Raw genomic sequence first — 22,516 nt, forward strand, 5'->3', positions numbered from 1 at the left:
CGCGGTGAACTCACCGCAGACGGAGCGCCACCCGCGCAGTGTCGCGGCGGCCTGACGTCCAAGACCTGATGGACCACAAAGTGAAGCGCGGACGGGTCTCCCCGTCCGCGCTTCGGAGCACTTGCTGCGGCGAAGGATCAGGCCAGGGCGGGCTCGCCCACGCGGACCGGGGCCGTGCCGCCGTCGAGCCAGCGCCGGCGCATCGGCTTCAGCACGAAGTAGGCGAGGATCGCGGTCAGCACGTCGAGGGTGATGATGATCGCGAAGACCGGCAGCCACGAACCCTGCACGGCGTAGATCCAGGCCGCGATCGGGCCGCCGAACAACGAGCCGATGCCCTGAGCCATGTAGAGGAAGCCGTAATTCGTCGTGGCGTGCTTCGTGCCGAAGGTGTCGGTGAGGATCGACGGGAACAGCGAGAAGATCTCACCCCAGGCAAAGAACACCACGCCGGAGAGGAGTGCGAAGGCGTAGGCATTCTCGCGGAACACGAGGAGCAGGGCGATGGCGACCGCCTCCGCCGCGAAGGCGATGCCCATCGTGTTCTCGCGCCCGATCTTGTCCGAGACCCAGCCGAAGAACGGACGGGTCAGGCCGTTGGTGATGCGGTCGAAGGTCAGCGCGAAGGGCAGGGCCACGAAGCCGAAGATGATCGCGTCGGCGACCCCGAAGTCGCGAGCGAAGGAGGCGAAGTTGGCCACCACCATCAGGCCGCCCGTCGACATCATCGTCATCATGGCGAACATCAGCCAGAACAGCGGGGTCCGCAGCATCGCCTTCGGGGCCGTGTCGTGGACGCAGGTCGAGAGGTTCACGGCGGGCGCCGGCAGCACTTCGCCGGCACGCGGCGCGCGCAGGCCGAGAGCCGCCAGGGCACCGATGGCCCCGAGCACGATGCCGAACACCGTCAGCGTGTGGCGGTAGCCGGAGGCGGTGAGCATGTCGCTGATGGGGAAGGTGCTCAGCATGGCGCCCATGCCGTAGCCGGCGGCGACCACGCCCACGGCGAAGCCGCGCCGGTCGGGAAACCACTTCACCATCAGACCGACGATGCCGACATAGACGATGCCGGTGCCGAGGCCGCAGAACAGGCCGTAGGTGGCGTAGACGCCGAGCAGCGTGTCGACCCGGGCTGCCAGGACCCAGCCGAGCCCCGAGAGGGCGGCACCCAGCGCGATCATCAGCTTGGGGCTGAACCGGTCGATGAGGTAGCCCTGCACCGGCGAGAAGAAGGTCTGCAGCACGATCAGGATCGTGAAGGTCCACTGGATCTGCGGCAGCGTCGCGCCGGTCGTGGCGATCAGCGGCTTGGTAAAGAGCGTCCAGACGTATTGCGGGCTGGAGATCGCCATCATGGCGAGTAGGCCCAGGCCGAGTTGGATCCAGCGCTGGCGAGAGAGGGATGTATCCATAATACGCTCCTTGCGACGAGCGAGCGTCGCAAGGAAGATGCCAGGACATCGGCGCGCTTCGTGAGCGCACGTCTAGAGCGAACGATGCGAGAGACTAAAGTCCCTCCGCGCCTCCGTCCGAGCGCGGATCGTGCACCGCCGCGACCGAGCCGTTGCGGGGATCGCGGATCAGCATGCCGGCATGGCCGAGGGAGTCGATGTAGGCGCCGCCGAGTTCCTCGATCGCGTGACCGAGGCTGCGCAGTTCGGCGATGCAGGCGGGGTCGAAACGGTCCTCCACCTTCACCGTGAGGGACTCGGCGCCCCAGGTCCGCCCGTAGAGGAGGCGCGGGGCATCGACGGCGGCGGCCGGGCTCATTCCGTAATCGGCGTAGCGGGCGAAGATCTGCGACTGGAATTGCGGCTGCCCGTCGCCGCCCATGCTGCCGTAGGACATCACCCGGCCGTCGTCGAAGCAGGCGAGCGCCGGGATCAGGGTATGGAACGGTCGGCGACCGGGCTCCAGCGGATTCACCGCCTTGGCGTCGAGGGAGAACGAAGTGCCGCGGTTCTGCCAGTGGATGCCGGTCTTCGGCAGGACAACGCCGGAGCCGTATTCCCAGTAGATCGACTGGATGTAGGACACCGCGAGGCCGTCGCGGTCGATGGCGCCCATCCAGACCGTGTCGCCCTCGCCGGGATTGCGCAGGGGCACGCTGGCGGCCCGGCGCATGTCGATCTGCGCCGCCTCGCGGTCCAGGTTCTCCGGCGTCAGGAAGCTCGCGGGGTCGACCGCCAGCCGGTCGTAGTCGGTGACGATCCGGTCTCGGATCGCGAAGGCGCGCTTCGTCGCCTCGATGAGCCCGTGGTAATGCGCGGTGGTCTCGGGCCGGGCGATCCGCAGGCGGTCGAAGATGCCGAGGATCAGAAGCGCTGCGATGCCTTGGGTTGGCGGCGGGAAGTTGTAGAGCGTCGCGTCGCGGCGGCGGATCGACAGCGGCGCGCGCTCGCGGGGCGCGTAGGCTTCGAGATCGGCCCGGGTCACCGGCGTTCCGAGCCGGTCGAGGTCGGCGGCGATCTCGCGGCCGAGATCGCCCTTGTAGAAGTCGTCGAGGCCCGCATGGGCCAGCTGCTCCAGGGTGGCGGCCAACGCCGGCAGCTTGCGGATCGCGCCGGCCGCGAAGGGCTTGCCGCCGTCGAGGAAGGTCTCGGCGAAGTGCGGCTGGTCATGCAGCGTGTCGAGCTCCTTCGGGACGTAGCGCGCCTCCGAGGGCGAGACCGCGACGCCGTCGCGGGCGTGGCGGATCGCGTCGGCGAGCAGGGTCTCGAGGGGCAGGCGTCCGCCGAGGGCCTTGGCGAGGTCGAGGGCGAGGCGCCAGCCGCCGATGGCCCCCGCCACGGTCAGCGCCGCATCGGGCCCGCGCGACGGCAGCACCTCGTAGCCCTGCGCCCGGTAGCGCTGGATCGTGGCGTTCCGGCCGGCCGGGCCGCAGGCCTCGATACCCCGCACCCGCCCGCCGCGCTCGCGCACCAGCCAGAAGCCGTCGCCGCCGATGCCGTTCATGTGCGGGTAGACCACCGCGATGGTGGCGGCCATGGCGGTCATCGCCTCGATGGCATTGCCCCCCTGCGCCAGGACGTGCTGCCCGGCCTGGGCCGCGAGGCGATGGGGCGCCGCGACGGCGGCCGAGGCGAAGACGGGCGTGTCTGACATGATGAACTCGGTGTGAGGAGAGATTGAAGGATAATGTATTTTCACGGGCCGTCGATCGACCCGAGGCGCATGCATCCTGTGGTTCGCCGCCGCGTCGAGGGCTCCGTCACCCCGCCGGGAGGCTGTAATCCCCCGTCAGGAGGCCTGAAATCCCCCGTCAGGAGGCCTGAAATCCCCCACTGGGAAGCTGGAATCCCCCGCCGGGAGGCCGGGAATCTAAGTGGTTCCTACGCAGCCGCATGGCCGATTCGTATTAATTTCGCCACACTGTTGTGGCGACGCATCAGCCATGCCGTGGCTTCGATCTTCCAGCACTTTGGGCAGCACTTCGGGCCCCTCCGCGGAGGGTTCAGGCCCCACCGACGCCGCCCCCGAGGCGAGCGACGGCCCGGACCACCTGACCGCGATCGTGCGGCCGCCACCGCGCGGCCCCGGCCTCGTCGGAGCGCTGGTGGTCGTCACCGCCCTGGTCTCGGCCATCGCCACCTTCCTGATCCTGGCGGGCGTGATCCGGGTGACGCCGACGCCGACCATCGGGCTGACGCTGCTGGGGATCAACGTCTTCCTCGTCCTCGGCCTCGTGGTGATCATCGCCTGGGAGGCGCGGGTCTTCCTCTACGCCCGGCGCACCAACGCCGCGGTGGCGCGGCTGCACACCCGCATCGTCGGCCTGTTCAGCCTCATCGCCATCCTGCCCACGGTGCTTCTCGCCGTGGTGGCGGCGGTGACGATCGACCGGGGCCTGTCGCTGGGCTTCACCGACCGGGTGCGCGACGTGGTGCTGAAATCCGTCGAGGTCGCCGACGCCTATCAGGAGAACCAGTGCCAGAGCCTGGCGCGCGAGATCCGCATCCTCACGGACGACCTCACCCGGGCGCGACCGAACTTCGACGTCAACCGGACCTGGTTCGAGAGTTTCCTGACCACGCGGGCCACGGCTTTGGGCCTGCCGGTGGCCGAGATCATGCGCGGGCCGACCGAGGTGGTGGCCCGGGCCAAGATCGACCTGCTGAAGGAGCGGCGCCTTCCCTCGGCCGCAGCCTTCGAGGACGCGGCGAAATCGAGCGATCCGATTTGCCTCGTGCCGAGCGAGGGGCGGATCTTCGCCGCGCTCCTGCGCATGCCGGCCTATGACGGCGCGGTCCTGCTGGTGCAGCGGGAAGTGAGCCAGCTCGCCGTGGAGTTTCCGGGCGTATCCCGCGCAGCGGCGGCCGAGTACCTCACCTACGATTCCTTGAAGCGCTCGATCCAGATCAGCTTCGCTTCGGTCTTCGTGCTGATCGCCCTCATCGCGCTCCTGTCGGCGGTGTGGTTCGGCCTGAACTTCGCCAACCGCTTCGTCGCGCCGATCCGGCGCCTGATCAACGCGGCCGACCAGGTCGCCTCGGGCAACTTCTACGCCCAGGTCCCGGCCCGGAAGAGCGACGGCGACCTCGCCCATCTCTCCGAGAGCTTCAACAAGATGACGCAGGAGCTGCGCCGCCAGCACGACGGGCTGACGGCGGCCAGCGACCTCATCGACCGCAGGCGCCGCTTCACCGAAGCCGTCCTATCGGGCGTCTCACCGGGGGTGATGGGCGTCGATTCCGCCGGCCTCGTCACCATCGCCAACCCGTCGGTGGAACGCACCCTGGGCCTCTCCGCCGAGGCGATCGTCGGCAAGCCCCTGACGCAGGTGGTGCCGGAGCTCGAGGCGCTGTTCCCCGACGGGGCGGAGACGCGCCTGCGCGCCATGCAGCAGCAGATCCAGCTCACCCGCGACGGGCGCGAGCGCACGGTGACGGTGCGGGTGACGAGCGAGCAGGCGCAAGGCGGCGCCCGCGGCTTCGTCGTCACCCTGGACGATATCACCGACCTCGTCTCGGCCCAGCGCACCTCGGCCTGGGCGGATGTGGCGCGCCGGATTGCCCACGAGATCAAGAATCCGCTGACCCCGATCCAGCTCTCGGCCGAGCGCATCCGGCGCAAGTACGGCAAGGTCATCACCACCGACAAGGATGTGTTCGACCAGTGCACGGCCACGATCGTGCGTCAGGTCGACGAGATCAAGCGCATGGTGGACGAGTTCTCGTCCTTCGCGCGGATGCCCAAGCCTGCCATCGCGCAGAACGACCTCAGCGAGATCGCCCGCCAGAACCTATTCATGATGCGGGTGGCGCATCCCGACCTGGACTTCTCCTTCGCGGAGGCGAGCGGCGAGCGTGTGGTGGCGGCCTTCGACATCCGCCTGCTCTCGCAGGCGATCACCAATATCCTGAAGAACGCCGTCGAGGCGGTGCAGGCCGTGCCGGAGGCTGATCTCGCGACCGCCCCCGGCGGCAAGGGCCGCGTCGACGTGTGCCTCGTCCTCGAGGAGGGCTTCGCCGTCATCGAGGTGACGGATAACGGAAAGGGATTTCCCGCGGAGGGGCGCCAGCGGCTGCTTGAGCCCTACATGACCACCCGCGAGGGCGGGACGGGGCTAGGGCTGGCCATCGTCAGCAAGGTCCTCGAAGAGCATGGCGGCGGGATCGAATTGAACGACAATCCGGAAGGCCGGGGCGGGCGGGTGCGGATGCGGGTGCCTCGCGAGGCACCCGGCGACCCGAGCCGTGATACTGCCACCCCAACGACGCCGGAGGGCCGACCCTCCGTGCAGGACGAGAAGGGCGCCGCGCGCACGGCTCCCCCCATCGCGGAGATTCAGTCATGAGCGCCGATATCCTGATCGTCGACGACGAGGCCGACATCCGCGACCTCGTGGCCGGCATCCTCGACGACGAGGGCCATCGCACCCGGACCGCCGGGGGCTCCGACGAGGCGCTGGCGGCGATCGAGTCGCGCCGGCCCCACCTCGTCTTCCTCGACATCTGGCTTCAGGGCTCGCGTCTCGACGGCCTGCAGGTGCTCGACCAGATCAAGGCCGGGCATCCGGACCTGCCCGTGGTGATGATCTCGGGCCACGGCAACATCGAGACCGCCGTGGCGGCGATCAAGGCCGGCGCCTACGACTTCATCGAAAAGCCGTTCAAGGCCGACCGTCTGATCCTGGTGGCCGAGCGGGCGCTGGAGGCCTCGCGCCTCAAGCGCGAGGTGCGTGACCTCAAGGCCCGCTCCGGCCAGGCGAGCCGCCTCGTCGGCGCCTCCGTGGTGGTCAACCAGCTGCGCCAGACCGTGGAGCGCGTAGCGCCCACCAATGCGCGCGTGATGATCCTCGGCGCGCCGGGCTCCGGCAAGGAGCTCTCGGCGCGGACCCTGCACGCGATGTCGACCCGGGCCAGCGGCCCGTTCGTGGTCATCAACGCGGCCACGATCACGCCCGACACGATGGAGGCGGAGCTGTTCGGCGTCGAGGCCGGCGAGGGCCGGGCGCGCCGGGTCGGCGCCCTCGAAGAGGCGCATGGCGGCTCGCTCTATATCGACGAGGTCGCCGACATGCCGCGCGAGACGCAGAACCGCATCCTGCGCGTCCTCGTCGACCAGAACTTCCAGCGCGTCGGCGGCACCGCGCGGGTGCACGTGGACGTCCGCATCATCTCGTCGTCCTCACGGGATCTCGCTGAGGAAATCGCCGCGGGCCGATTCCGCGAGGACCTGTTCCACCGGCTCTCCGTGGTGCCGATCCGCGTGCCTGCCCTCTCCGAGCGGCGCGAGGACGTGCCGGAACTCATCACCTTCTTCATGGAGCAGATCTCGGGGGCCACCGGCCTGCCACGCCGGCGCATTGCCGAGGACGCCATGGCGGTGCTGCAGTCGCACGACTGGCCCGGCAACGTCCGCCAGCTGCGCAACAACGTCGAGCGCCTGATGATCCTGACCCACACCGACCCGGATCAGGAGGTGACCTCCGAGATGCTGCCCACGGAGATCGGCGCCCTGGTGCCGACCACGCCGAACGGATCGGGCGGCGAGAAGCTGATGAGCCTCGCTCTGCGCGAGGCCCGCGAGATCTTCGAGCGCGAGTACCTCGTGGCGCAGATCGCGCGCTTCTCCGGCAACATCTCGCGCACTGCGGAATTCATCGGCATGGAACGCTCCGCGCTCCACCGGAAACTCAAGTCCCTGGGCATCGGCCCCTGAGGATCGCGCGACGATGCACTTGCATCGCGCCCGCAATACACGTGTAATGCCGGGGACCTTCAGCGAGATCCTGGCGTTTCGCACCGGGTCATGACACCAATAGAAGAGAACCCGTCCGGTGCGGCGGGCAGCAGCGTGAAGCAAGGATAAGAAGAAAATGGCGGGCGAGCGCGCGCAGAACCTCCAGGACACGTTCCTGAACCATGTTCGCAAGAACAAGATACCGTTGACCATCTTCCTCGTGAACGGCGTCAAGCTGCAGGGGGTGGTGACCTGGTTCGACAACTTCTGCGTGCTACTGCGCCGGGATGGACACTCGCAGCTGGTCTACAAGCATGCGATCTCGACGATCATGCCGGGCCACCCGGTCCAGCTCTTCGAGCCCGACGAGACCACGCCCGACAAGGCTTGAGATCGCCCGAAAGCGGCCGCGTCCGATCGGATAAGGTTTGCCGCGCCCTTGTCTCGGGCCGGCAAGCGCCCATTGTCCTGAAGACACACAGGACAGGGTCGAACGAAAACCTACATGACTGAACCGATGACGGCCGGCGAAGCCCGGCTCCAAGCGATGGCCGCCCCCGAAGGCGACATCGCGGCGGCAACCCACACCCTCGTCGTCGGCCCCTATCTCGGGCGCGCCGCGGTGGCGGCCCGGGGCAACCCGAGCGGCAGCCCCGAAGCCCTGCGCTCCACCGAGGCGCGGCTCGATGAGGCCGCCGGCCTCGCCGCCGCCATCGAGCTCGATGTGGTCGAGGCCATCGTGGCGCCGGTGCAGCGCATCCGCCCCTCCACCTACCTGGGCAAGGGTCGGGTGGAGGAACTGGCCGGTGTGATTCGCGCTCGCGAGATCGGTCTCGTGGTGATGGATTGCGCGCTTTCGCCCGTGCAGCAGCGCAACCTCGAGAAGGCCTTCGGCTGCAAGGTCATCGACCGCACCGGCCTGATCCTCGAGATTTTCGGGCGTCGCGCATCGACCCGCGAGGGCACCCTCCAGGTCGAGCACGCGCACCTTGCCTACCAGAAGAGTCGCCTCGTGCGGTCATGGACCCACCTGGAGCGCCAGCGCGGCGGCTTCGGCTTCCTCGGTGGCCCCGGCGAGACCCAGATCGAGGCCGACCGGCGCATGATCCAGGAGCGTATGACCAAGATTGAGCGCGAGCTCGACAACGTCACGCGCACGCGCGGCCTGCACCGCCAGAGCCGAGCGCGGGTGCCGTACCCGATCGTGGCCCTGGTCGGCTACACGAACGCGGGCAAGTCGACGCTGTTCAACACCCTGACCAAGGCCCAGGTGATGGCGCAGGACATGCTGTTCGCCACCCTCGATCCGACCGCCCGCGCCACCAAGCTGCCGCATGGCGAGACCGTGATCCTCTCGGACACGGTGGGCTTCATCTCCGAGCTGCCGACCTCCCTGATCGCGGCCTTCCGGGCCACTCTGGAGGACGTGATCCACGCCGACATCCTGCTGCACGTACGCGACGTCGCCCACGTGGACAGCGCGGCCCAGGCCGAGGATGTCGGATCGGTGCTGCGCGAACTCGGGATCGAAACCTCGGCGGCACGCATCATCGAGGTCTGGAACAAGGCCGATCTCCTTGAAGAGGATGAGCGCATCCGCCTGCTGAACCTCAGCGGGCACGGGCGCAACGACCGGGACAGCGACGCCCCGGTCCTGGTCTCGGCGGTCACGGGGGAGGGCCTCGGCGTCCTCACCGCCCGGATCGAGGCGCGGATCGCCCGGCAGCGCTCCACCTTCGCGGTCATCCTGCCGCCCGAGGACGGGGCAGCCCTGCATTGGCTCTACGAGAACGCGGAGGTGCTCGACCGGCGCGAAGAGGAGGGGGGGACCATGCATCTCGCCATCCGCATCGCCCCCGAGAAGGAGCTGCGCTTCCTCAACCGCTTCGCGGGCGCGCGGCGGCTCAACCGCGTCGGCTGACGAACGCGTTTCCCCTTCGGCCCTGAACGCGTTGCGCCCGCGATCCGAAAGGATCGCGGGCGCTTCCCGTCAGGCGACAGGTCGGTTCGGTGGGATCAGGGCTGGAGCACGCCGTTGATGACGTGGATGACGCCGTTCGACTGCATCACGTTGGCGGTGGTGACGGTGGCGGTGCTGCCCTTGGCGTCGGTCACGTAGACCTTCTTGCCCTTGGTCTGAACGATCAGCGGCTCGCCCTCGACCGTCTTCAGCTGCGCTTCGCCGCCGCCGTCCTTGGCGAGCTTCATCAGGTCCTTGGCCGTGTAGGTGCCGGGAACCACGTGATAGGTCAGGATCTTCGTCAGCGTCGCCTTGTTCTCGGGCTTCACCAGGGTCTCGACGGTGCCGGCCGGCAGCTTGGCGAAGGCCGCGTTGGTCGGTGCGAACACCGTGAAGGGGCCGGGGCTCGACAGGGTGTCGACGAGGCCGGCGGCCTTCACGGCGGCGACCAGCGTGGTGTGATCCTTCGAGTTGACCGCGTTCTCCACGATGGTCTTCGAGGCGTACATCGGTGCGCCGCCGACCATCGGGTTCTTGGCGAGGGCTGCGGCCGGCAGGGCGGCGCCGAGCGCGAAGGCGAGGGCGGCCGAGGCCAGGGCGCGGTGGGTAATCTTCATCATGAGCATGTTCCTCTTCGTCGTTCCCTCGTGCGGGGTGACTGAGGCGCTCTACGGGGCGTTCGCGCGAAAAGTTTCAGCCCGTCGCGCGCCTCGGACCAAGATCACGCCGATGTGTGTCGCTTGAAACGCGAAAACCGCCGGACCCTAAGGATCCGGCGGTTGTCAGAGGAGACGTCACGGAATGACCGGGGCACAAGCCCCGGCCAGCCGATCTCAGTACTTGCGGACGATCGGGGCCGGAGCAGCGGCGACCGGGGTCGGCGAGTACAGCGGAACGATCAGGCGGAACCAGCCCTCGACCGTGTCGGCGCGGCGCACGGCGTTCACGACGGTCGTGGCAACCCAAGCCTGGGCGGTGACGGGTCCGAAGTCGTAGCCGATGAGACCACCGACCGAGAAGTTGCCGCGGTTGCCGGCAGCGAGGCTGAACTGGCTGACGTCGAAGTTGTAGGTGCCGTAACCGATGGCGCCGATCTCGAACTTGCCGAACTTCTTGGTCGCGGTCAGGTCGAGGTTGAGCGAGTCGGAGATGAGGAACGGACCACGGGTGGTCGGGAACGCGACGTTGACGCCGGGGACGCCGCCGCCGAAGCTGGCCGGCGAGTCGTAGATGTTGGCGGTCAGGTTGGCCGTCAGGTTCCAGCCGTCGCCGGTGTAGCTGGCGGCGACGCCCATGCGGTAGGTGTTCGAGGCGAGCTGGCCCAGGACCGGGGTGGCGAAGGTGGTGCCGGCGTTGTTCACGAGAACGCCGCGACCGGCATTGAGCTCGTTGAGGTAGACACCGCCGAGCAAGCTGACGCCGAAGTTGTTGCCGAGATCGAAGGCCCAGATGCCGCCCACGAAGGTGCCGACGTTGATCGACAGATCACGCGAACCGTTCGGGCCGCCGTTCTTGCCGAAGGCGAAGACGGTCGGGGGAGCGACGAGCAGCTCGATGCGGCCGCCGAGCGGAACCAGCGGGGTCGACCAGACCAGCACCGGGATGTTGACGGCGACGTCGACCGAACCCGGAGCGACGTTCTCGTTGCTGCGGTAGAGGAACGTGTTCAGCGCGTAGATGCCCTCGGGCAGCGGAGCGCCGGTGGCGAGACCGACCTGCTCACCCGGAACGGTCGTGGTCTGCGCGTAGGAAGCCGTGGCGGTCATGCCAACGGTCAGCGCGAGCGCGCCTGCGGCGAGCCAGTTCTTCGTCATTATCTTCTTCCTTCCCAAGGATTTCAGGTCCGCCACGCAGCCATCCGAATCTTCCTGCCGATACGCCGCTTTGATGCGGCTTGTTTGCAGTCGATCCGGCGGCCCCCCTTGCGGCGCGTTCTCAAGTCTCAACGACGAGAACTATTCTACAGGACGCGGCGGAAGGACAGCGGAATGCTTGGAAACGGGGCAGTTCGGATCGAACCGTTGCGCAAAAGCCGCAATTCCGCCGCGGTGCAGCGTAGGGATTTGTTAACTATTTGAGCAGGCTTTTTGCGTTCTTGAGGCGTCTTTCGGCCGGCAGGCCGGCAGGATACCGCTGAATGCTCAAGCTGTTGGCACGCGCCGGCCAAGCCGGGAACATCCGGCAAACTCGGGGCTGCGATTGCGCACCGGCGTGCGGTGCCAACGCGTGTTTCGGCGGTGCGAGGCCGGTTCCGGCGAGAGATGGAACGGATCGGGCGCGGTTCGCTCCGCGAATCGCGCACCCTTCAAGTGGGAGCGGCCGCCTATTCGGCGGCCGCGCGTCCCTTGGCGGGGGCAGGGGCGGGGGCCGGCCGCCGGGCGAGGACATCCCGCAGGAAGCGTCCCGTATGGCTCGCGCGGGACTTGGCGATCTGCTCGGGCGTTCCCTGCGCCACCACCACGCCGCCGCCGTCGCCGCCCTCGGGGCCCATGTCGATGACCCAATCGGCGGTCTTGATGACCTCGAGGTTGTGCTCGATCACCACGACGGTGTTGCCCTGGTCCACGAGTTCGTGGAGCACCTCCATGAGCTTGGCGACGTCGTGGAAGTGCAGGCCGGTGGTCGGCTCGTCGAGGATGTAGAGCGTGCGGCCCGTGGCCCGCTTCGACAGCTCCTTCGAGAGCTTCACCCGCTGGGCCTCGCCACCCGAGAGGGTGGTGGCCTGCTGCCCGACCTTGACGTAGCCGAGGCCGACCCGGGCCAGAGTCTCCATCTTCTCCCGGATGGTGGGCACCGCCTTGAACAGGTCGGCGGCCTCCTCGACGGTCATGTCGAGCACGTCGGCGATGGACCGGTCGCGGTACTTCACCTCCAGGGTCTCGCGGTCGTAGCGGCGCCCCTTGCAGACGTCGCAGGTGACGTAGACGTCCGGCAGGAAGTGCATCTCGATCTTGATGACGCCGTCGCCCGAGCAGGCCTCGCAGCGCCCGCCCCGGACGTTGAAGGAGAAGCGCCCGGCCTGATAGCCGCGGGCCTTGGCCTCCGGCAGGCCCGCGAACCAGTCGCGGATCGGCGTGAAGGCACCCGTATAGGTCGCTGGATTCGAGCGCGGGGTGCGGCCGATGGGCGACTGGTCGATGTCGATGACCTTGTCGAGGTGTTCCAACCCGTCGAGTCGCTCGAAGGGCGCCGGATGCTCCAGGGCCCCGTTGAGGGATTTCGCCACGGCCTTGTAGAGCGTGTCGATGATCAGGGTGGACTTGCCGCCGCCGGAGACACCCGAGATGCAGGTGAAGGTGCCGAGCGGGATGTCGACCGAGACGTTCTTCAGATTGTTGCCGCGGGCGCCGATCAGGCTGAGCTTGCCCGCCTTGCCCTTGCGCCGCCCGGTGGGCACCCGCACGCTGAGTTCGCCGGTGAGGTACTTGGCGGTGAGCGAGGCCGGGTTCTTCAGGACCTCCTCGGGCGTGCCCTGCGCGATGATGCGGCCGCCATGGATGCCGGCGCCGGGGCCGACATCGACGACGTAGTCGGCCTGCAGGATCGCGTCCTCGTCGTGCTCGACGACGATGACCGAGTTGCCGAGGTCGCGCAGGCGCTTCAGCGTGCCGAGCAGGCGCTCGTTGTCGCGCTGGTGCAGGCCGATGGACGGTTCGTCGAGGACGTAGAGCACGCCGGTAAGGCCGGAGCCGATCTGCGAGGCGAGGCGGATGCGCTGGCTCTCGCCGCCGGAGAGCGAGCCGGAGCCGCGCGCCAGGGTCAGGTACTCGAGGCCGACATCGATCAGGAAGGTGAGCCGGTCGCGGATCTCCTTGAGGATCCGGAAGGCGATCTCGTTCTGCTTGTCGGTGAGCTTGCCCGGCAGATCCGAGAACCAGGCATGGGCGTCGCGCACCGACAGGGCGGTCACGGTGCCCACATCCGCCATGGCGACCTTCACCGAGAGGGCTTCGAGCTTCAGGCGCTTGCCGCCGCAGGTGGCGCAGGGCGTCTCGCTCATGAAGCGCGCGATCTCCTCGCGGGAGGTGTCGCTTTCGGTCTCTTTGTAGCGGCGCTCCAGGTTGGGGATCACGCCCTCGAAGGGCTTGTTGACCTCGTAGGCCCGCATGCCGTCGTCGTAGGCGAAGCGCACCGATTCGGGTCCGGTGCCGTACAGGACCACCTCGCGGGCGCGTGCCGGCAGGTCGCCCCAGGCGACCGTGGTCTTGAAGCCGTAGTGCCGGGCCAGCGCGTCGAGGGTCTGCCCGTAATAGGGGGAGGTCGACTTCGCCCAGGGGCCGACGGCGCCACGCTTCAGGCTGAGCTTGGCATCCGAGATGACGAGTTCGGGGTCGATCCGCATCTCGTGGCCGATGCCGCCGCAGGTCGGGCAGGCGCCGAAGGGATTGTTGAACGAGAACAGCCGCGGCTCGATCTCCGCGATGGTGAAGCCGGAGACGGGGCAGGCGAAGCGCGACGAGAAGGTGACGGGCTCGCGCGGGGCCTCGCCCTCGGCCGCGTCGGCGAACTCGATCACCGCGATACCGTCGGCGAGTTCCAGGGCGGTCTCGAAGGAGTCGGCGAGCCGCGCCGCGATGTCGGCCCGCACCACGATCCGGTCCACCACCACGTCGATGTCGTGCTTCAGCTTCTTGTCGAGCTTCGGCACATCGTCGATGGGATAGTACTCACCGTCGACGCGCAGGCGCTGGAAGCCCTTCTTCTGGAACTCGGCGATCTCCTTGCGGTACTCGCCCTTGCGGCCACGAATCACCGGCGCCAGCAGGTAGAGGCGGCTCTTCTCCGGCAAGGCCAGCACCCGGTCCACCATCTGGCTGACCGTCTGGCTCTCGATGGGCAGGCCGGTGGCGGGGGAGTAGGGAATGCCGACCCGCGCCCAGAGCAGGCGCATGTAGTCGTAGATCTCCGTCACGGTGCCGACCGTGGAGCGCGGATTCTTCGAAGTGGTCTTCTGCTCGATGGAGATCGCCGGCGAGAGCCCGTCGATCTGGTCGACATCGGGCTTCGACATCATCTCGAGGAACTGGCGCGCATAGGCCGAGAGCGATTCGACGTAGCGGCGCTGCCCCTCCGCGTAGATCGTGTCGAAGGCCAGCGACGACTTGCCCGAGCCCGACAGGCCGGTGAACACCACCAGGCGGTCGCGCGGGATCGTCAGATCGATGTTCTTGAGGTTGTGCTCGCGGGCGCCGCGCACCGAGATGACCCGCTGATCGCGCGCGCCGTCGAACAGGGCCTCGATCTTTGCCTCGACCCGCTCGGCCTCGGCTTGGGATTGTTTGGCGGCGGCTTTGGCTTTGGCCATGGTGTCTCTTCGGAAGGTCGCGAGCCCGGGCGGGGCAGGGCTCTCCCGTCTCCTCCCGAGCGCCATGTCGGGCGCGAGCCCCCAAGCGGCAAGGCACGCGCCACGCATATCCGCCATCAGCTAGAACAAAAAGCGTACAGGCTCAACTCCGCGCGGACGGCGGGCTCGGGCGACGCGCGAGGGCGGCGCATCCATCCCCCTGCATCTCCGCGACGGACCGGCCGAGGCGGTGCGGGTAAAGACCAGGCCTTCGGGCAGCAGCCAGCGCGGGCGACGCGCGGTTATCCGCAAGATGATCGCGAACAATGTGAAAGTCTTCGCGTGTACGATTCCGTGCTGAAAAGTCTGCCTCCAAACGAGCAGACTGCTGCAAAAAACACCAAAGGTTGTGCCGGCAAGAAAAACTTTACGGCTGAACACGGACAACGATCACGCCCTCGTGTTTTCAGGCTCGCAACCATGTCCGCCGGATTTTTCTCCTCCCTCCGCGTCCGCATCCTCCTAGTCGCGCTCGCCCCCTGCTTTGCCTTTGCGGTGGTGGCCGGCCTCACCATCGTCGAGCGGATCGAGGAGCGCGCCCGCATGGCGCAGGTCCAAGACCTCGTCGGGTTCGCCGGGCGGGTCAGCGCCTTCGTGCACGAGGCCCAACGCGAGCGCGGGGCCTCCAGCCTGTTCCTGGGCTCGAAAGGCACCCAGTTCCGGGCCGAACTCGACGCCCAGCGCCTGCGCACGGATGACAGCCGTCGCGCGCTTGACATTGTGGCCGGCGCGGAGGCGTTCGGCGCGGGCATGGCGCGCCGGCAGGCCACCCTGGCGGACGGGCTCGCCGGCATCGCCGCCCACCGGAAGGCCGTCGACGACCTCGCCCGGACCCCGGCGCAGAACATGGCCCTGTATTCGGGCGTGATCGCTCAGGCCCTCGACCTCGTGCGGGAGATGTCCCAAGTCGCGTCCAGCGCGGACCTCGCGGCCCGGGTCTCGGCCTATTCCGCGTTCCTGTCCCTGAAAGAACTCGCCGGCCAGGAGCGGGCCGCTGCCTCGGCCATCATCGGCGCCGGCCGCATCGACCTGCCCGGCCACGAGCGCCTGACGGGCCTGCTCGCCGGCCAGACCACCTACGAAGCGCTGTTCCGTCTCGGCGCCGATCCGGCCCAAGCCGCCCAACTCGACGCCACCAAGGCCGGGGCGCCGGCCCGCGAGGTCGACCGCTTGCGCCGGATCGTCCTCGACACGGCACCGGGAACGCCCCTTGCCGTCACGGACGCCCCGGCCTGGTTCGGCCTCGCCACCCAGCGCATCGACGGGTTGAAGGGCATCGAGGATCGCCTCACGGCCGATCTCGACGCGGCGGCGGGCAGCGCACGCGCGGCGGCCGAGCGGAGCGCGGCGCTCTGGATCACGCTGGGCCTCGCGACCCTGACCCTCTCCTGCGCCGTGGCCTTCGTCTTCGGCACCGCCATCGCGCGCCCCCTCGCGCGCATCGCGGAGGCCCTCACCGCCATCGGGCGGGGCGAGGCGGCCGGCGCGATCCCACAGGGCGGCGCGCGGGAGGTCCGTGCCATCGCGGGGGCGGCCGTCGCGTTCCGCGACAGCGTGGCCGAGCGCCAGCGAATCGCCGGTGAGGCCGAGCAGCTGACCGCCCAGGCCACCGCCGCGCGGACAGCAGCGATGCACGACATGGCCGATCGCTTCGAGGCCCGGGCCGGCGGCATCGTCGAGGCCGTCTCGGCGGCCTCCAGCCAGCTCGAGGCCGCCGCCTACGCCCTCACGCAGGCGGCCAGCGACACCTCGTCCCTCAGCCAAGCGGTGGCAGCGGCCTCGCAGGACACGGCCGCGACGGCCGACACGGTGGCGGCGGCCACGGAGGAACTGAGCGCGTCCGTGCGTGAGATCGGTGCCCGCGTCGAGACCTCGGCGGCAGTCGCCGACGAAGCGGAGCGCGACGCCGTTCGGATGAAGGGCGACGTCGACCGCCTCGCCCAGTCGGCGGCCAGCATCGGCGAGATCGTAGGGCTGATCTCCAGCATCGCCGCGCAGACAAACCTGCTGGCGCTGAACGCCACTATCGAGGCGGCGCGCGCGGGCGAGGCGGGCCGCGGCTTCGCGGTGGTCGCCGCAGAGGTGAAGAGCCTCGCGACCCAGACCGCGCGGGCCACCGAGGACATCGCCGCGAAGGTCGCGGAGATCACCCACTCCACCGACGCGTCGGTGGCGACGATCGCGGGCATCACCGAGGTCATCCAGCGCCTCAGCCGCCTCTCGGGCGACATCTCGGCGGCCGTCGAGCAGCAGGGGGCGGCGACCCAGGAAATCGCGCGGAACACCACGCTCACCTCGGAGGGGACGCGGGCCGTCTCGGGCCACATCACGGGCGTGCGTGAAGCCGCGGAATCCGCCCGTGCCGGCTCGGCGCAGGTCCTGACGGCCGCGAGCGATCTCGCCCGTCAGGCGGCGAGCCTGCGGCGGGAGGTGGACGGCTTCCTCGTCACCGTGCGGGCAGCCTGAGACCGGGTCTCCGCGCGGCGCCCCGCTTCAGGGGGACGTGCTCAGGGGGACGTGGACCAGGGATTGATCACCCGCATCGCGGTCGTCTCGGTGCGGACGGGCTGGTCCACGCTCGCCGGCATCGTCTTGGCCGCCCGCGCCATCATCTTGCGGGCCTGATCGGCGGGCATCGCCCCGATGGGCAGCATCATGGCGGCGAGCTGGACGCGGGTGCGGCGGTCGATAAAGTCGGACCGGCCGATGCTCTCGAAGTCCCGCGCCGTGTGGCGATCGTCGGGTCTGCCGACGAAGACCTTTGGGCCATCCTTCATCACCACGATGTCGCCGGGGCGCAGGGTCTCGTCCTTCATGAACGCGGCGGCCGGACCCGCCTTCATGTCGAGGGGGGTCTGGCGGTCGGTGATCTTGATCTGAAGAGGCTCGGCCTTCGGCAGGGCGGCGTAGCGGATCTTGGGGCGCGGGCGGGACGCCGCCGCCCGACGGATCGAGCGACGGACCTGTCCGTACGCGTCGGGGTCGGCGCTGGGCGCGGGCGCCACTTGCGGCGCGGGACGGGCAGGGGCAAACAGCAGGTCGAAGAGGCCGCCATCGGCGCTCTGGGCGCTGGCCGGGCCACTGAGGATCATAAATGCGAGGGCGGACGCGATCGCCGCACGCGGCGCGGCGGATAGCGGAATCGTCGGCATCGATCTCTCCGATTACGGCTCCCGACCGCGCGTCGGGACGACACCTTAACGGAAGCACAACCTGAACAGTTCCAAGGTTTTCAAAACATGGTGAGGCCGGCGCAAAGACTTCGCGCAGGTGCCAAAACGCATCCGCCGAGAACAGATTCACGCCTGCGCGCCGGGCAGGCCCGCGTTGCCGGATGCCCGTGATGCCGTCTCTCGTTCCGCGTCCGCATCAGGTCGCCGCGAGCCGCGCGATCCTGGCGGCGCGCGCGGCGGGGCGCCCCGGTTTCCTGCTCGGCGACACCACGGGCCTCGGCAAGACGCTCTCAGTCTGGAGCGCGCTCGCGGCGATGCCCGAGCGCGAGATCCTGATCGTCTGTCCCAAGGGCGCGATGCCGCAATGGCGCCGGACCATCGCGCTGTCGGGCCTCGCCGAGAAGGCGATCACCCTCACCAACTATGAGCGCACCAAGGCCCTGATGGCGCCGCCGCCAGCAGGCAAGAGCCGCTCGGCCCGCGCCCGGAACAATGCGCTCGCCCGGCACGGGACCCCGAAGCGGACCTGGCCCCTGGTGGTGTTCGACGAGAGCCACCGCATCTGCAACCCGTACGCGCAGCAGAGCCTGGTCTGCCGGCAGATCGCGGAATCGGCGGCCTTCACGGTCTATCTCAGCGCCACCGCCGGACAGGCGCCACACGAACTCTTTTATCTCGGCCACCTTCTCGGCCATGCGGCGGGCGAACCCGCCGGGACCCTGGCGGAGTTCCGCGCCCTGATGCAGCGTCTCGGGATCGGCCGGGCCAAGGGCCGCTGGACCAACTGGTCCTGGGAGGCGAACCCACGCGACTGCGCGGTGATGGCCGACCTCCTGTTCAAGGGCGAGCGGGCGATCGGCCTGCGCCGCCGCCCCGCCGACATCGCCGGCTGGCCGGAGGTGCAGCGCGAACTCAGCCCCGTGGCCCTGAGCCCCGCCGAGCGTCGGCTCTACGACGCCACCTGGCGAGAGTTCCGGCGCGAATGGGGCCTGCTCGGCGGCAGCACCCGCCGGCCGGCCGGCTGGGCGGCGGACCTGCGCTTCCGCCAGAAGGCCAGCTTGCTGCGGGTCTCGGGCACGGCCGCCTTCGCCGATCTCCTGATGGAGGACGGCCATCAGGTGGCGATCTCGGTGGCCTTCCTGGAGACGGGCGATGCCCTGGTCGAGGCCCTGCGCGCGGCGGGCTGGCGCGCGGATACGATCACGGGGACCCGGGCGGGGGAGGCCAACGAGGCGACCCGGCTCGCCTTCCAGGGCGGAGACCTCGACGCCGTGGTCTTCACCGTCACCGAATCGATCTCCCTGCACGAGGGCGAGATGCCCGGCGGCACGCGGCCTCGCGCCCTCATCGTCCACGACCTGCGCCACAGCGCGATCCAGCTCACGCAGATCGAGGGGCGCTGCCACCGCGACGGCAAGCGGGCGACGATCTACTACGCGCTGGCCGAGGACACCGTGGAGGAGCGCATCGCCGCCACCGTGGTCGGCCGCATGGCCGCCATGGAGGCGATGGCGGGGGAGGACACGGTGCTCCTCGACGCCATCGCGGCGGCGATCCGGGAGGCGCCGGATGTCGCGGGACGGGAGGCCCAGCCCGCCTGATCGGCGCGCGGCGGCCGGAACGCGATCGAACCGCCACGGTTGTGGCTTCCAGGACGTCTTCACACCCGCGCCCGCCGACCCCACCACGAGGACCCGACCCGATGGCCCAAAAGACGCAGAGCCTGCGCAGCCTGATCAGCGAGGGCCTGCGCCATGGCGGTGACCTCGTCGGCCAGGAACTCGAACTGATGCGCCGGGAGACGGACGGGAACATTCAGGCCATCCTCGGCCTCGTCGCCCGCTTCGGGACCGCGCTCGTGCTCGTGGTCGCGGCCCTGGTGATGCTGTTCGTCGCCGTGGTGAAGGGGCTGGCGGCCCTGATCGGCTCCGAGATCCTGGCCGCGCTCATCGTGGGCGGCCCGTTCGCCGCCGTCGCGCTCGTCCTGACGGTGATGGGCCTGCGCCGGATGGCCCGCTCGAACCTGCTGCCGCGCCGCTTCGAGCGCCAGGTCGAGAAGGATGCCGCACTCGTCTCGGATCGCGTCTCCGGCTGAAGCTCAGGCCCCGGCCGCCGATCCGAGCAGAGCGTCCTTGTCGACCTTCAGGGCGGCGGCGATCTCGGCGAGCGCCGCGTGCTCCACGGCGCTGATCCCGGCCTGATCGGCCACATCGGCGGCGATGAGGAAGACGGCCCGACGCTGCGCGGCGTCCCGATCGGCGATGCCGGCGACGAAGCCCAGGTTCTCGGCCCGGCCGGCGCGGGTCCGGGCGCGGGCGATGCCCTCGAACAGTTCGGCCTCGAGCTTCAGGGTGTCGTAGCCCTTCTCGAGGATCGGGTTGGCGCGCATGCCGGCGAGCGCCGCCTCGATCTCCTCCTCGTCGATCTCGTAATCGGCCAGGATGACGTTGGCGGCGGCCGAGACCGCCGCCTCCATCAGGGGACGGTCGCCGAGATAGGACGTCATGGTCTGGCTGAAGCGCCCGACGAAATCCTGAAACACACCCATCAGCTTCCCCGGGGATCGTGAGGTCGCGCGCCGCGCGTTTCCGGCATCAAAAGCGTCGCGGCGAAGACCTGTCAACGCGCGGGACTTACTGAGCCAGGTTCGGGCTCCGGCGGATAGGCATGCTCTGCCCCCCGCGGATCGGTTACCCGCCAGCCGGCCGCCGAGGCCGTGAGGTAGTCCGGCCCCACCGGCACCTTGCCGTGCCCGCCCGGAATGTCGAGGACGTAGAGCGGCTGGGCGAGGCCCGAGAGCCGACCGCGCAGGGCCCGCATGAGGTCGCGGCCCTGCCCGAGGCCGGTGCGCAGGTGCCCCGTGCCGGGGGCGAGATCGCCGTGATGCAGGTAGTAGGGCTTGATCCGGTTCTCCACGAAGCGCCGCATCAGGGCCTCCAAAGTGGCGGGATCGTCGTTGATGCCGGCGAGCAGCACCGTCTGGCTCACCATGGGGATGCCGGCATCCACCAGCCGCGCGATCGCCGCCACGGCCGCCAGCGTGAACTCGCGCGGATGGTTGGCGTGGAGCGCCACGAAGACCGCGCCGCCGAACTGCTTCAGGGCGGCGACGCGCGCCGGCGTGACCGCGCCCGGATCGACCACCGGCACGCGGGTGTGGAGGCGCAGGACGCGCACGTGCGGGATGCCGGCCAGAACCTCGGCGATGTGGGCGAGGCGCCGGGCGGAGAGCGCGAAGGGATCGCCCCCGGTGACCACTACCTCCCAGATCTCGGGGCGCGCCGCGATGTAGGCCAGCGCCCGCGCGAGATCGGCCTCGCCGAGCGTGCCCAGCCCGTCCGGCCCGACCATCTCGCGCCGGAAGCAGAAGCGGCAATAGACCGGGCAGACGTGGAGCGGCTTCAGGAGCACGCGGTCCGGGTAGCGGTGGACGATCCCGGGCAGGGGGCTGTGCGCGTCGTCGCCGATGGGGTCGGCCGTCTCCTCGGGCTGCGTCTCCAGTTCCTCGGCCCGGGGCAGGAACTGGCGGGCGATCGGGTCGGCCGGGTCGGCGGGGTCGATCAGCTCGGCCATGTCGGGCGTCACCGAAACGGCGTAGCGCGCCGCCACCGCCTCCAGGGCGGGCAGGTCGCCGGGCGCCGCGAGGCCGGCGCGGGCCAGGGCCGCCGGATCGCGCAGGGCTCCGTTCACGGGCCGGTTCACGCCGGGTCTCCCGCCACGGGGGTCCAGATCACGTCCTCGATGCGCGGCGCGCCGGTGGCGAGCATGACGAGGCGGTCGAGGCCCAGCGCGATGCCGCTCGCCTCCGGCATCACCGCGAGGGCGGCGAGGAAATCCTCGTCGATGGGGTAGGTATCGCCGTAGACGCGCGCCTTCTCGGCCATCTCGGACGCGAAGCGGCGGCGCTGCTCCTCGGCATCGGTCAGTTCGCCGAAGGCGTTCGCGAGCTCGACGCCGCAGGCATAGAGCTCGAAGCGCTCCGCCACGCGGGGGTCGCGCGGGCTCGGCCGGGCGAGCGCGGCCTCGCTCACTGGGTACTCGTACAGGATGGTGGGCCGGCCGAGGCCGAGATGCGGCTCGATCTGGGCGACGAGGACACGGCTGAACAGATCGCCCCAGGTGTCGTCCTCGGCCACGCGCAGGCCGGACCGCGCCACCGCCGCCGCGAGGCCGTCGCGGTCCGTGCGGCCGTCGCGGTCGATGGTGGCGAGGAGGTCGATCCCAGCGCGCTGCGCGAAGGCTTCCGCCAGGGTGATCCGCTCGAACGCCGCGAAAGGGTCTGCCTCGCGGCCGCGATGCTGCAGGCGCCGCGTGCCTGCCCGCTCGGCCGCGAGAGCCAGGAGGTCGGCGCAGTCGCGCATGAGGTCGGTGTAGTCGGCCCCCGCCCGGTACCATTCCAGCATGGTGAATTCCGGGTGGTGCAGGGGGCCGCGCTCGCGGTTGCGGAAGACCCGGGCGAAGCTGACGATCCGCTCCTCGCCAGCCGCCAGCAGCTTCTTGCAGGCGAATTCGGGCGAGGTGTGGAGGTAGAGCGGCCGGCGCGACCCGTCCGGTCCCAGGGCCTCGGTGGCGAAGGCCGAGAGATGCGCCTCGTTACCCGGCGAGACCTGGAGCGCGGCCGCCTCCACCTCGACGAAATCGGCCTGCCCGAAATGCGCCCGGAACGCCGCGACGATGCGGTTGCGCGCCATCAGGGCGGGGCGGCGGTCGGCGTGCCGGTGCGGGGCCCACCAGGGGGAGGGGGTGTTCATCGTGTGGCCGGGAGCGCAGGAATCATGATGCGGGAATTTCGGCTCTCTCGGGCGCCGCCGCGCGCCGCGACTGGCAACGGGGCCTCGGATAGGTTAGTGGCGG

At 69.6% G+C, this 22,516-nt stretch carries 16 protein-coding genes; 7 read left to right on the forward strand and 9 right to left on the reverse strand.

The annotated features are described in order from the left end of the window. Positions 1–137: 137 nt before the first annotated feature. A complete protein-coding gene (gene oxlT / locus MFF30_RS00775) occupies positions 138–1,412 on the reverse strand; it encodes an oxalate/formate MFS antiporter (protein ID WP_238275316.1) in 1,275 nt (424 codons plus the stop codon). Between the two features lie 94 nt (positions 1,413–1,506). After that, a complete protein-coding gene (locus tag MFF30_RS00780) occupies positions 1,507–3,105 on the reverse strand; it encodes a gamma-glutamyltransferase family protein (protein ID WP_238275318.1) in 1,599 nt (532 codons plus the stop codon). A 289-nt stretch (positions 3,106–3,394) separates the two neighbouring features. Between MFF30_RS00780 and MFF30_RS00785 the strand changes: the two genes are divergently transcribed. The 4 genes from MFF30_RS00785 (at position 3,395) to hflX (ending at position 9,106) form a co-directional block, all read left to right on the forward strand. Then, entirely contained in the window at positions 3,395–5,797 is a 2,403-nt protein-coding gene (locus tag MFF30_RS00785) for a sensor histidine kinase NtrY-like (RefSeq protein WP_238275320.1), read from the forward strand. After that, on the forward strand, positions 5,794–7,164 hold the full coding sequence (gene ntrX, locus MFF30_RS00790; protein ID WP_238275322.1) for a nitrogen assimilation response regulator NtrX: 1,371 nt from the start codon (positions 5,794–5,796) through the stop codon (positions 7,162–7,164). Before MFF30_RS00785 ends, ntrX begins: the two co-directional genes overlap by 4 nt. Before the next feature lie 157 nt (positions 7,165–7,321). Then, positions 7,322–7,576 carry an RNA chaperone Hfq gene (gene hfq, locus MFF30_RS00795; protein ID WP_238275333.1) on the forward strand — a complete coding sequence of 85 codons (255 nt, stop codon included), beginning with the start codon at positions 7,322–7,324 and terminating at the stop codon, positions 7,574–7,576. A 114-nt stretch (positions 7,577–7,690) separates the two neighbouring features. Beyond that, on the forward strand, positions 7,691–9,106 hold the full coding sequence (hflX, locus tag MFF30_RS00800) for a GTPase HflX (protein ID WP_238275341.1): 1,416 nt from the start codon (positions 7,691–7,693) through the stop codon (positions 9,104–9,106). 95 nt (positions 9,107–9,201) lie between these two features. Here the strand turns inward: hflX and MFF30_RS00805 are convergent, their stop codons facing one another. From MFF30_RS00805 to uvrA, 3 genes are all read right to left on the reverse strand, one after another. Beyond that, entirely contained in the window at positions 9,202–9,762 is a 561-nt protein-coding gene (locus tag MFF30_RS00805; protein ID WP_238275416.1) for a fasciclin domain-containing protein, read from the reverse strand. A gap of 216 nt (positions 9,763–9,978) precedes the next feature. Then, the gene (locus MFF30_RS00810; RefSeq protein WP_238275343.1) at positions 9,979–10,959 is read right to left on the reverse strand and encodes a transporter family protein; all 981 of its coding nucleotides are present in this window, start codon (positions 10,957–10,959) and stop codon (positions 9,979–9,981) included. 509 nt (positions 10,960–11,468) lie between these two features. After that, complete coding sequence (uvrA, locus tag MFF30_RS00815) at positions 11,469–14,450, reverse strand: excinuclease ABC subunit UvrA (RefSeq protein WP_238275351.1); 2,982 nt, start codon at positions 14,448–14,450, stop codon at positions 11,469–11,471. 459 nt (positions 14,451–14,909) lie between these two features. Here uvrA and MFF30_RS00820 point away from each other — a divergent pair, with 459 nt between their 5' ends. Continuing rightward, entirely contained in the window at positions 14,910–16,955 is a 2,046-nt protein-coding gene (locus MFF30_RS00820; RefSeq protein ID WP_238275353.1) for a methyl-accepting chemotaxis protein, read from the forward strand. 41 nt (positions 16,956–16,996) lie between these two features. Here MFF30_RS00820 and MFF30_RS00825 read toward each other — a convergent pair whose 3' ends face one another. Beyond that, the gene (locus MFF30_RS00825; RefSeq protein ID WP_238275355.1) at positions 16,997–17,641 is read right to left on the reverse strand and encodes a hypothetical protein; all 645 of its coding nucleotides are present in this window, start codon (positions 17,639–17,641) and stop codon (positions 16,997–16,999) included. 191 nt (positions 17,642–17,832) lie between these two features. Between MFF30_RS00825 and MFF30_RS00830 the strand changes: the two genes are divergently transcribed. Both MFF30_RS00830 and MFF30_RS00835 read left to right on the forward strand, forming a co-directional pair. After that, entirely contained in the window at positions 17,833–19,263 is a 1,431-nt protein-coding gene (locus MFF30_RS00830) for a DEAD/DEAH box helicase family protein (protein ID WP_238275363.1), read from the forward strand. A gap of 101 nt (positions 19,264–19,364) precedes the next feature. Next, entirely contained in the window at positions 19,365–19,757 is a 393-nt protein-coding gene (locus MFF30_RS00835) for a phage holin family protein (RefSeq protein WP_238275366.1), read from the forward strand. 3 nt (positions 19,758–19,760) lie between these two features. Here the strand turns inward: MFF30_RS00835 and MFF30_RS00840 are convergent, their stop codons facing one another. The 3 genes from MFF30_RS00840 to epmA all read right to left on the reverse strand — a co-directional run bounded on the left by MFF30_RS00840 (position 19,761) and on the right by epmA (position 22,413). Beyond that, on the reverse strand, positions 19,761–20,210 hold the full coding sequence (locus tag MFF30_RS00840) for a Tellurite resistance protein TerB (protein WP_238275367.1): 450 nt from the start codon (positions 20,208–20,210) through the stop codon (positions 19,761–19,763). Between the two features lie 71 nt (positions 20,211–20,281). Further along, the gene (locus MFF30_RS00845) at positions 20,282–21,352 is read right to left on the reverse strand and encodes a lysine-2,3-aminomutase-like protein (RefSeq protein ID WP_238275418.1); all 1,071 of its coding nucleotides are present in this window, start codon (positions 21,350–21,352) and stop codon (positions 20,282–20,284) included. Positions 21,353–21,360: 8 nt separating this feature from the next. Further along, entirely contained in the window at positions 21,361–22,413 is a 1,053-nt protein-coding gene (gene epmA, locus MFF30_RS00850) for an EF-P lysine aminoacylase EpmA (protein WP_238275369.1), read from the reverse strand. Positions 22,414–22,516: the final 103 nt, after the last annotated feature.

Origin of the sequence: Methylobacterium goesingense (assembly GCF_022179225.1) — a bacterium.
GTDB classification, from domain to species: Bacteria; Pseudomonadota; Alphaproteobacteria; order Rhizobiales; family Beijerinckiaceae; genus Methylobacterium; species Methylobacterium goesingense.

Excerpts from the sequence above, each read along its gene's own strand:
- hflX (WP_238275341.1), top strand. The coding sequence starts at position 7,691 with ATGACTGAACCGATGACGGCCGGCGAAGCCCGGCTCCAAGCGATGGCC.
- epmA (WP_238275369.1), bottom strand. The coding sequence starts at position 22,413 with ATGAACACCCCCTCCCCCTGGTGGGCCCCGCACCGGCACGCCGACCGC.
- MFF30_RS00830 (WP_238275363.1), top strand. The coding sequence starts at position 17,833 with ATGCCGTCTCTCGTTCCGCGTCCGCATCAGGTCGCCGCGAGCCGCGCG.
- MFF30_RS00840 (WP_238275367.1), bottom strand. The coding sequence starts at position 20,210 with ATGGGTGTGTTTCAGGATTTCGTCGGGCGCTTCAGCCAGACCATGACG.
- MFF30_RS00805 (WP_238275416.1), bottom strand. The coding sequence starts at position 9,762 with ATGAAGATTACCCACCGCGCCCTGGCCTCGGCCGCCCTCGCCTTCGCG.
- MFF30_RS00810 (WP_238275343.1), bottom strand. The coding sequence starts at position 10,959 with ATGACGAAGAACTGGCTCGCCGCAGGCGCGCTCGCGCTGACCGTTGGC.
- hfq (WP_238275333.1), top strand. The coding sequence starts at position 7,322 with ATGGCGGGCGAGCGCGCGCAGAACCTCCAGGACACGTTCCTGAACCAT.
- MFF30_RS00780 (WP_238275318.1), bottom strand. The coding sequence starts at position 3,105 with ATGTCAGACACGCCCGTCTTCGCCTCGGCCGCCGTCGCGGCGCCCCAT.
- oxlT (WP_238275316.1), bottom strand. The coding sequence starts at position 1,412 with ATGGATACATCCCTCTCTCGCCAGCGCTGGATCCAACTCGGCCTGGGC.
- MFF30_RS00785 (WP_238275320.1), top strand. The coding sequence starts at position 3,395 with ATGCCGTGGCTTCGATCTTCCAGCACTTTGGGCAGCACTTCGGGCCCC.
- MFF30_RS00835 (WP_238275366.1), top strand. The coding sequence starts at position 19,365 with ATGGCCCAAAAGACGCAGAGCCTGCGCAGCCTGATCAGCGAGGGCCTG.
- MFF30_RS00820 (WP_238275353.1), top strand. The coding sequence starts at position 14,910 with ATGTCCGCCGGATTTTTCTCCTCCCTCCGCGTCCGCATCCTCCTAGTC.
- MFF30_RS00825 (WP_238275355.1), bottom strand. The coding sequence starts at position 17,641 with ATGCCGACGATTCCGCTATCCGCCGCGCCGCGTGCGGCGATCGCGTCC.
- ntrX (WP_238275322.1), top strand. The coding sequence starts at position 5,794 with ATGAGCGCCGATATCCTGATCGTCGACGACGAGGCCGACATCCGCGAC.
- uvrA (WP_238275351.1), bottom strand. The coding sequence starts at position 14,450 with ATGGCCAAAGCCAAAGCCGCCGCCAAACAATCCCAAGCCGAGGCCGAG.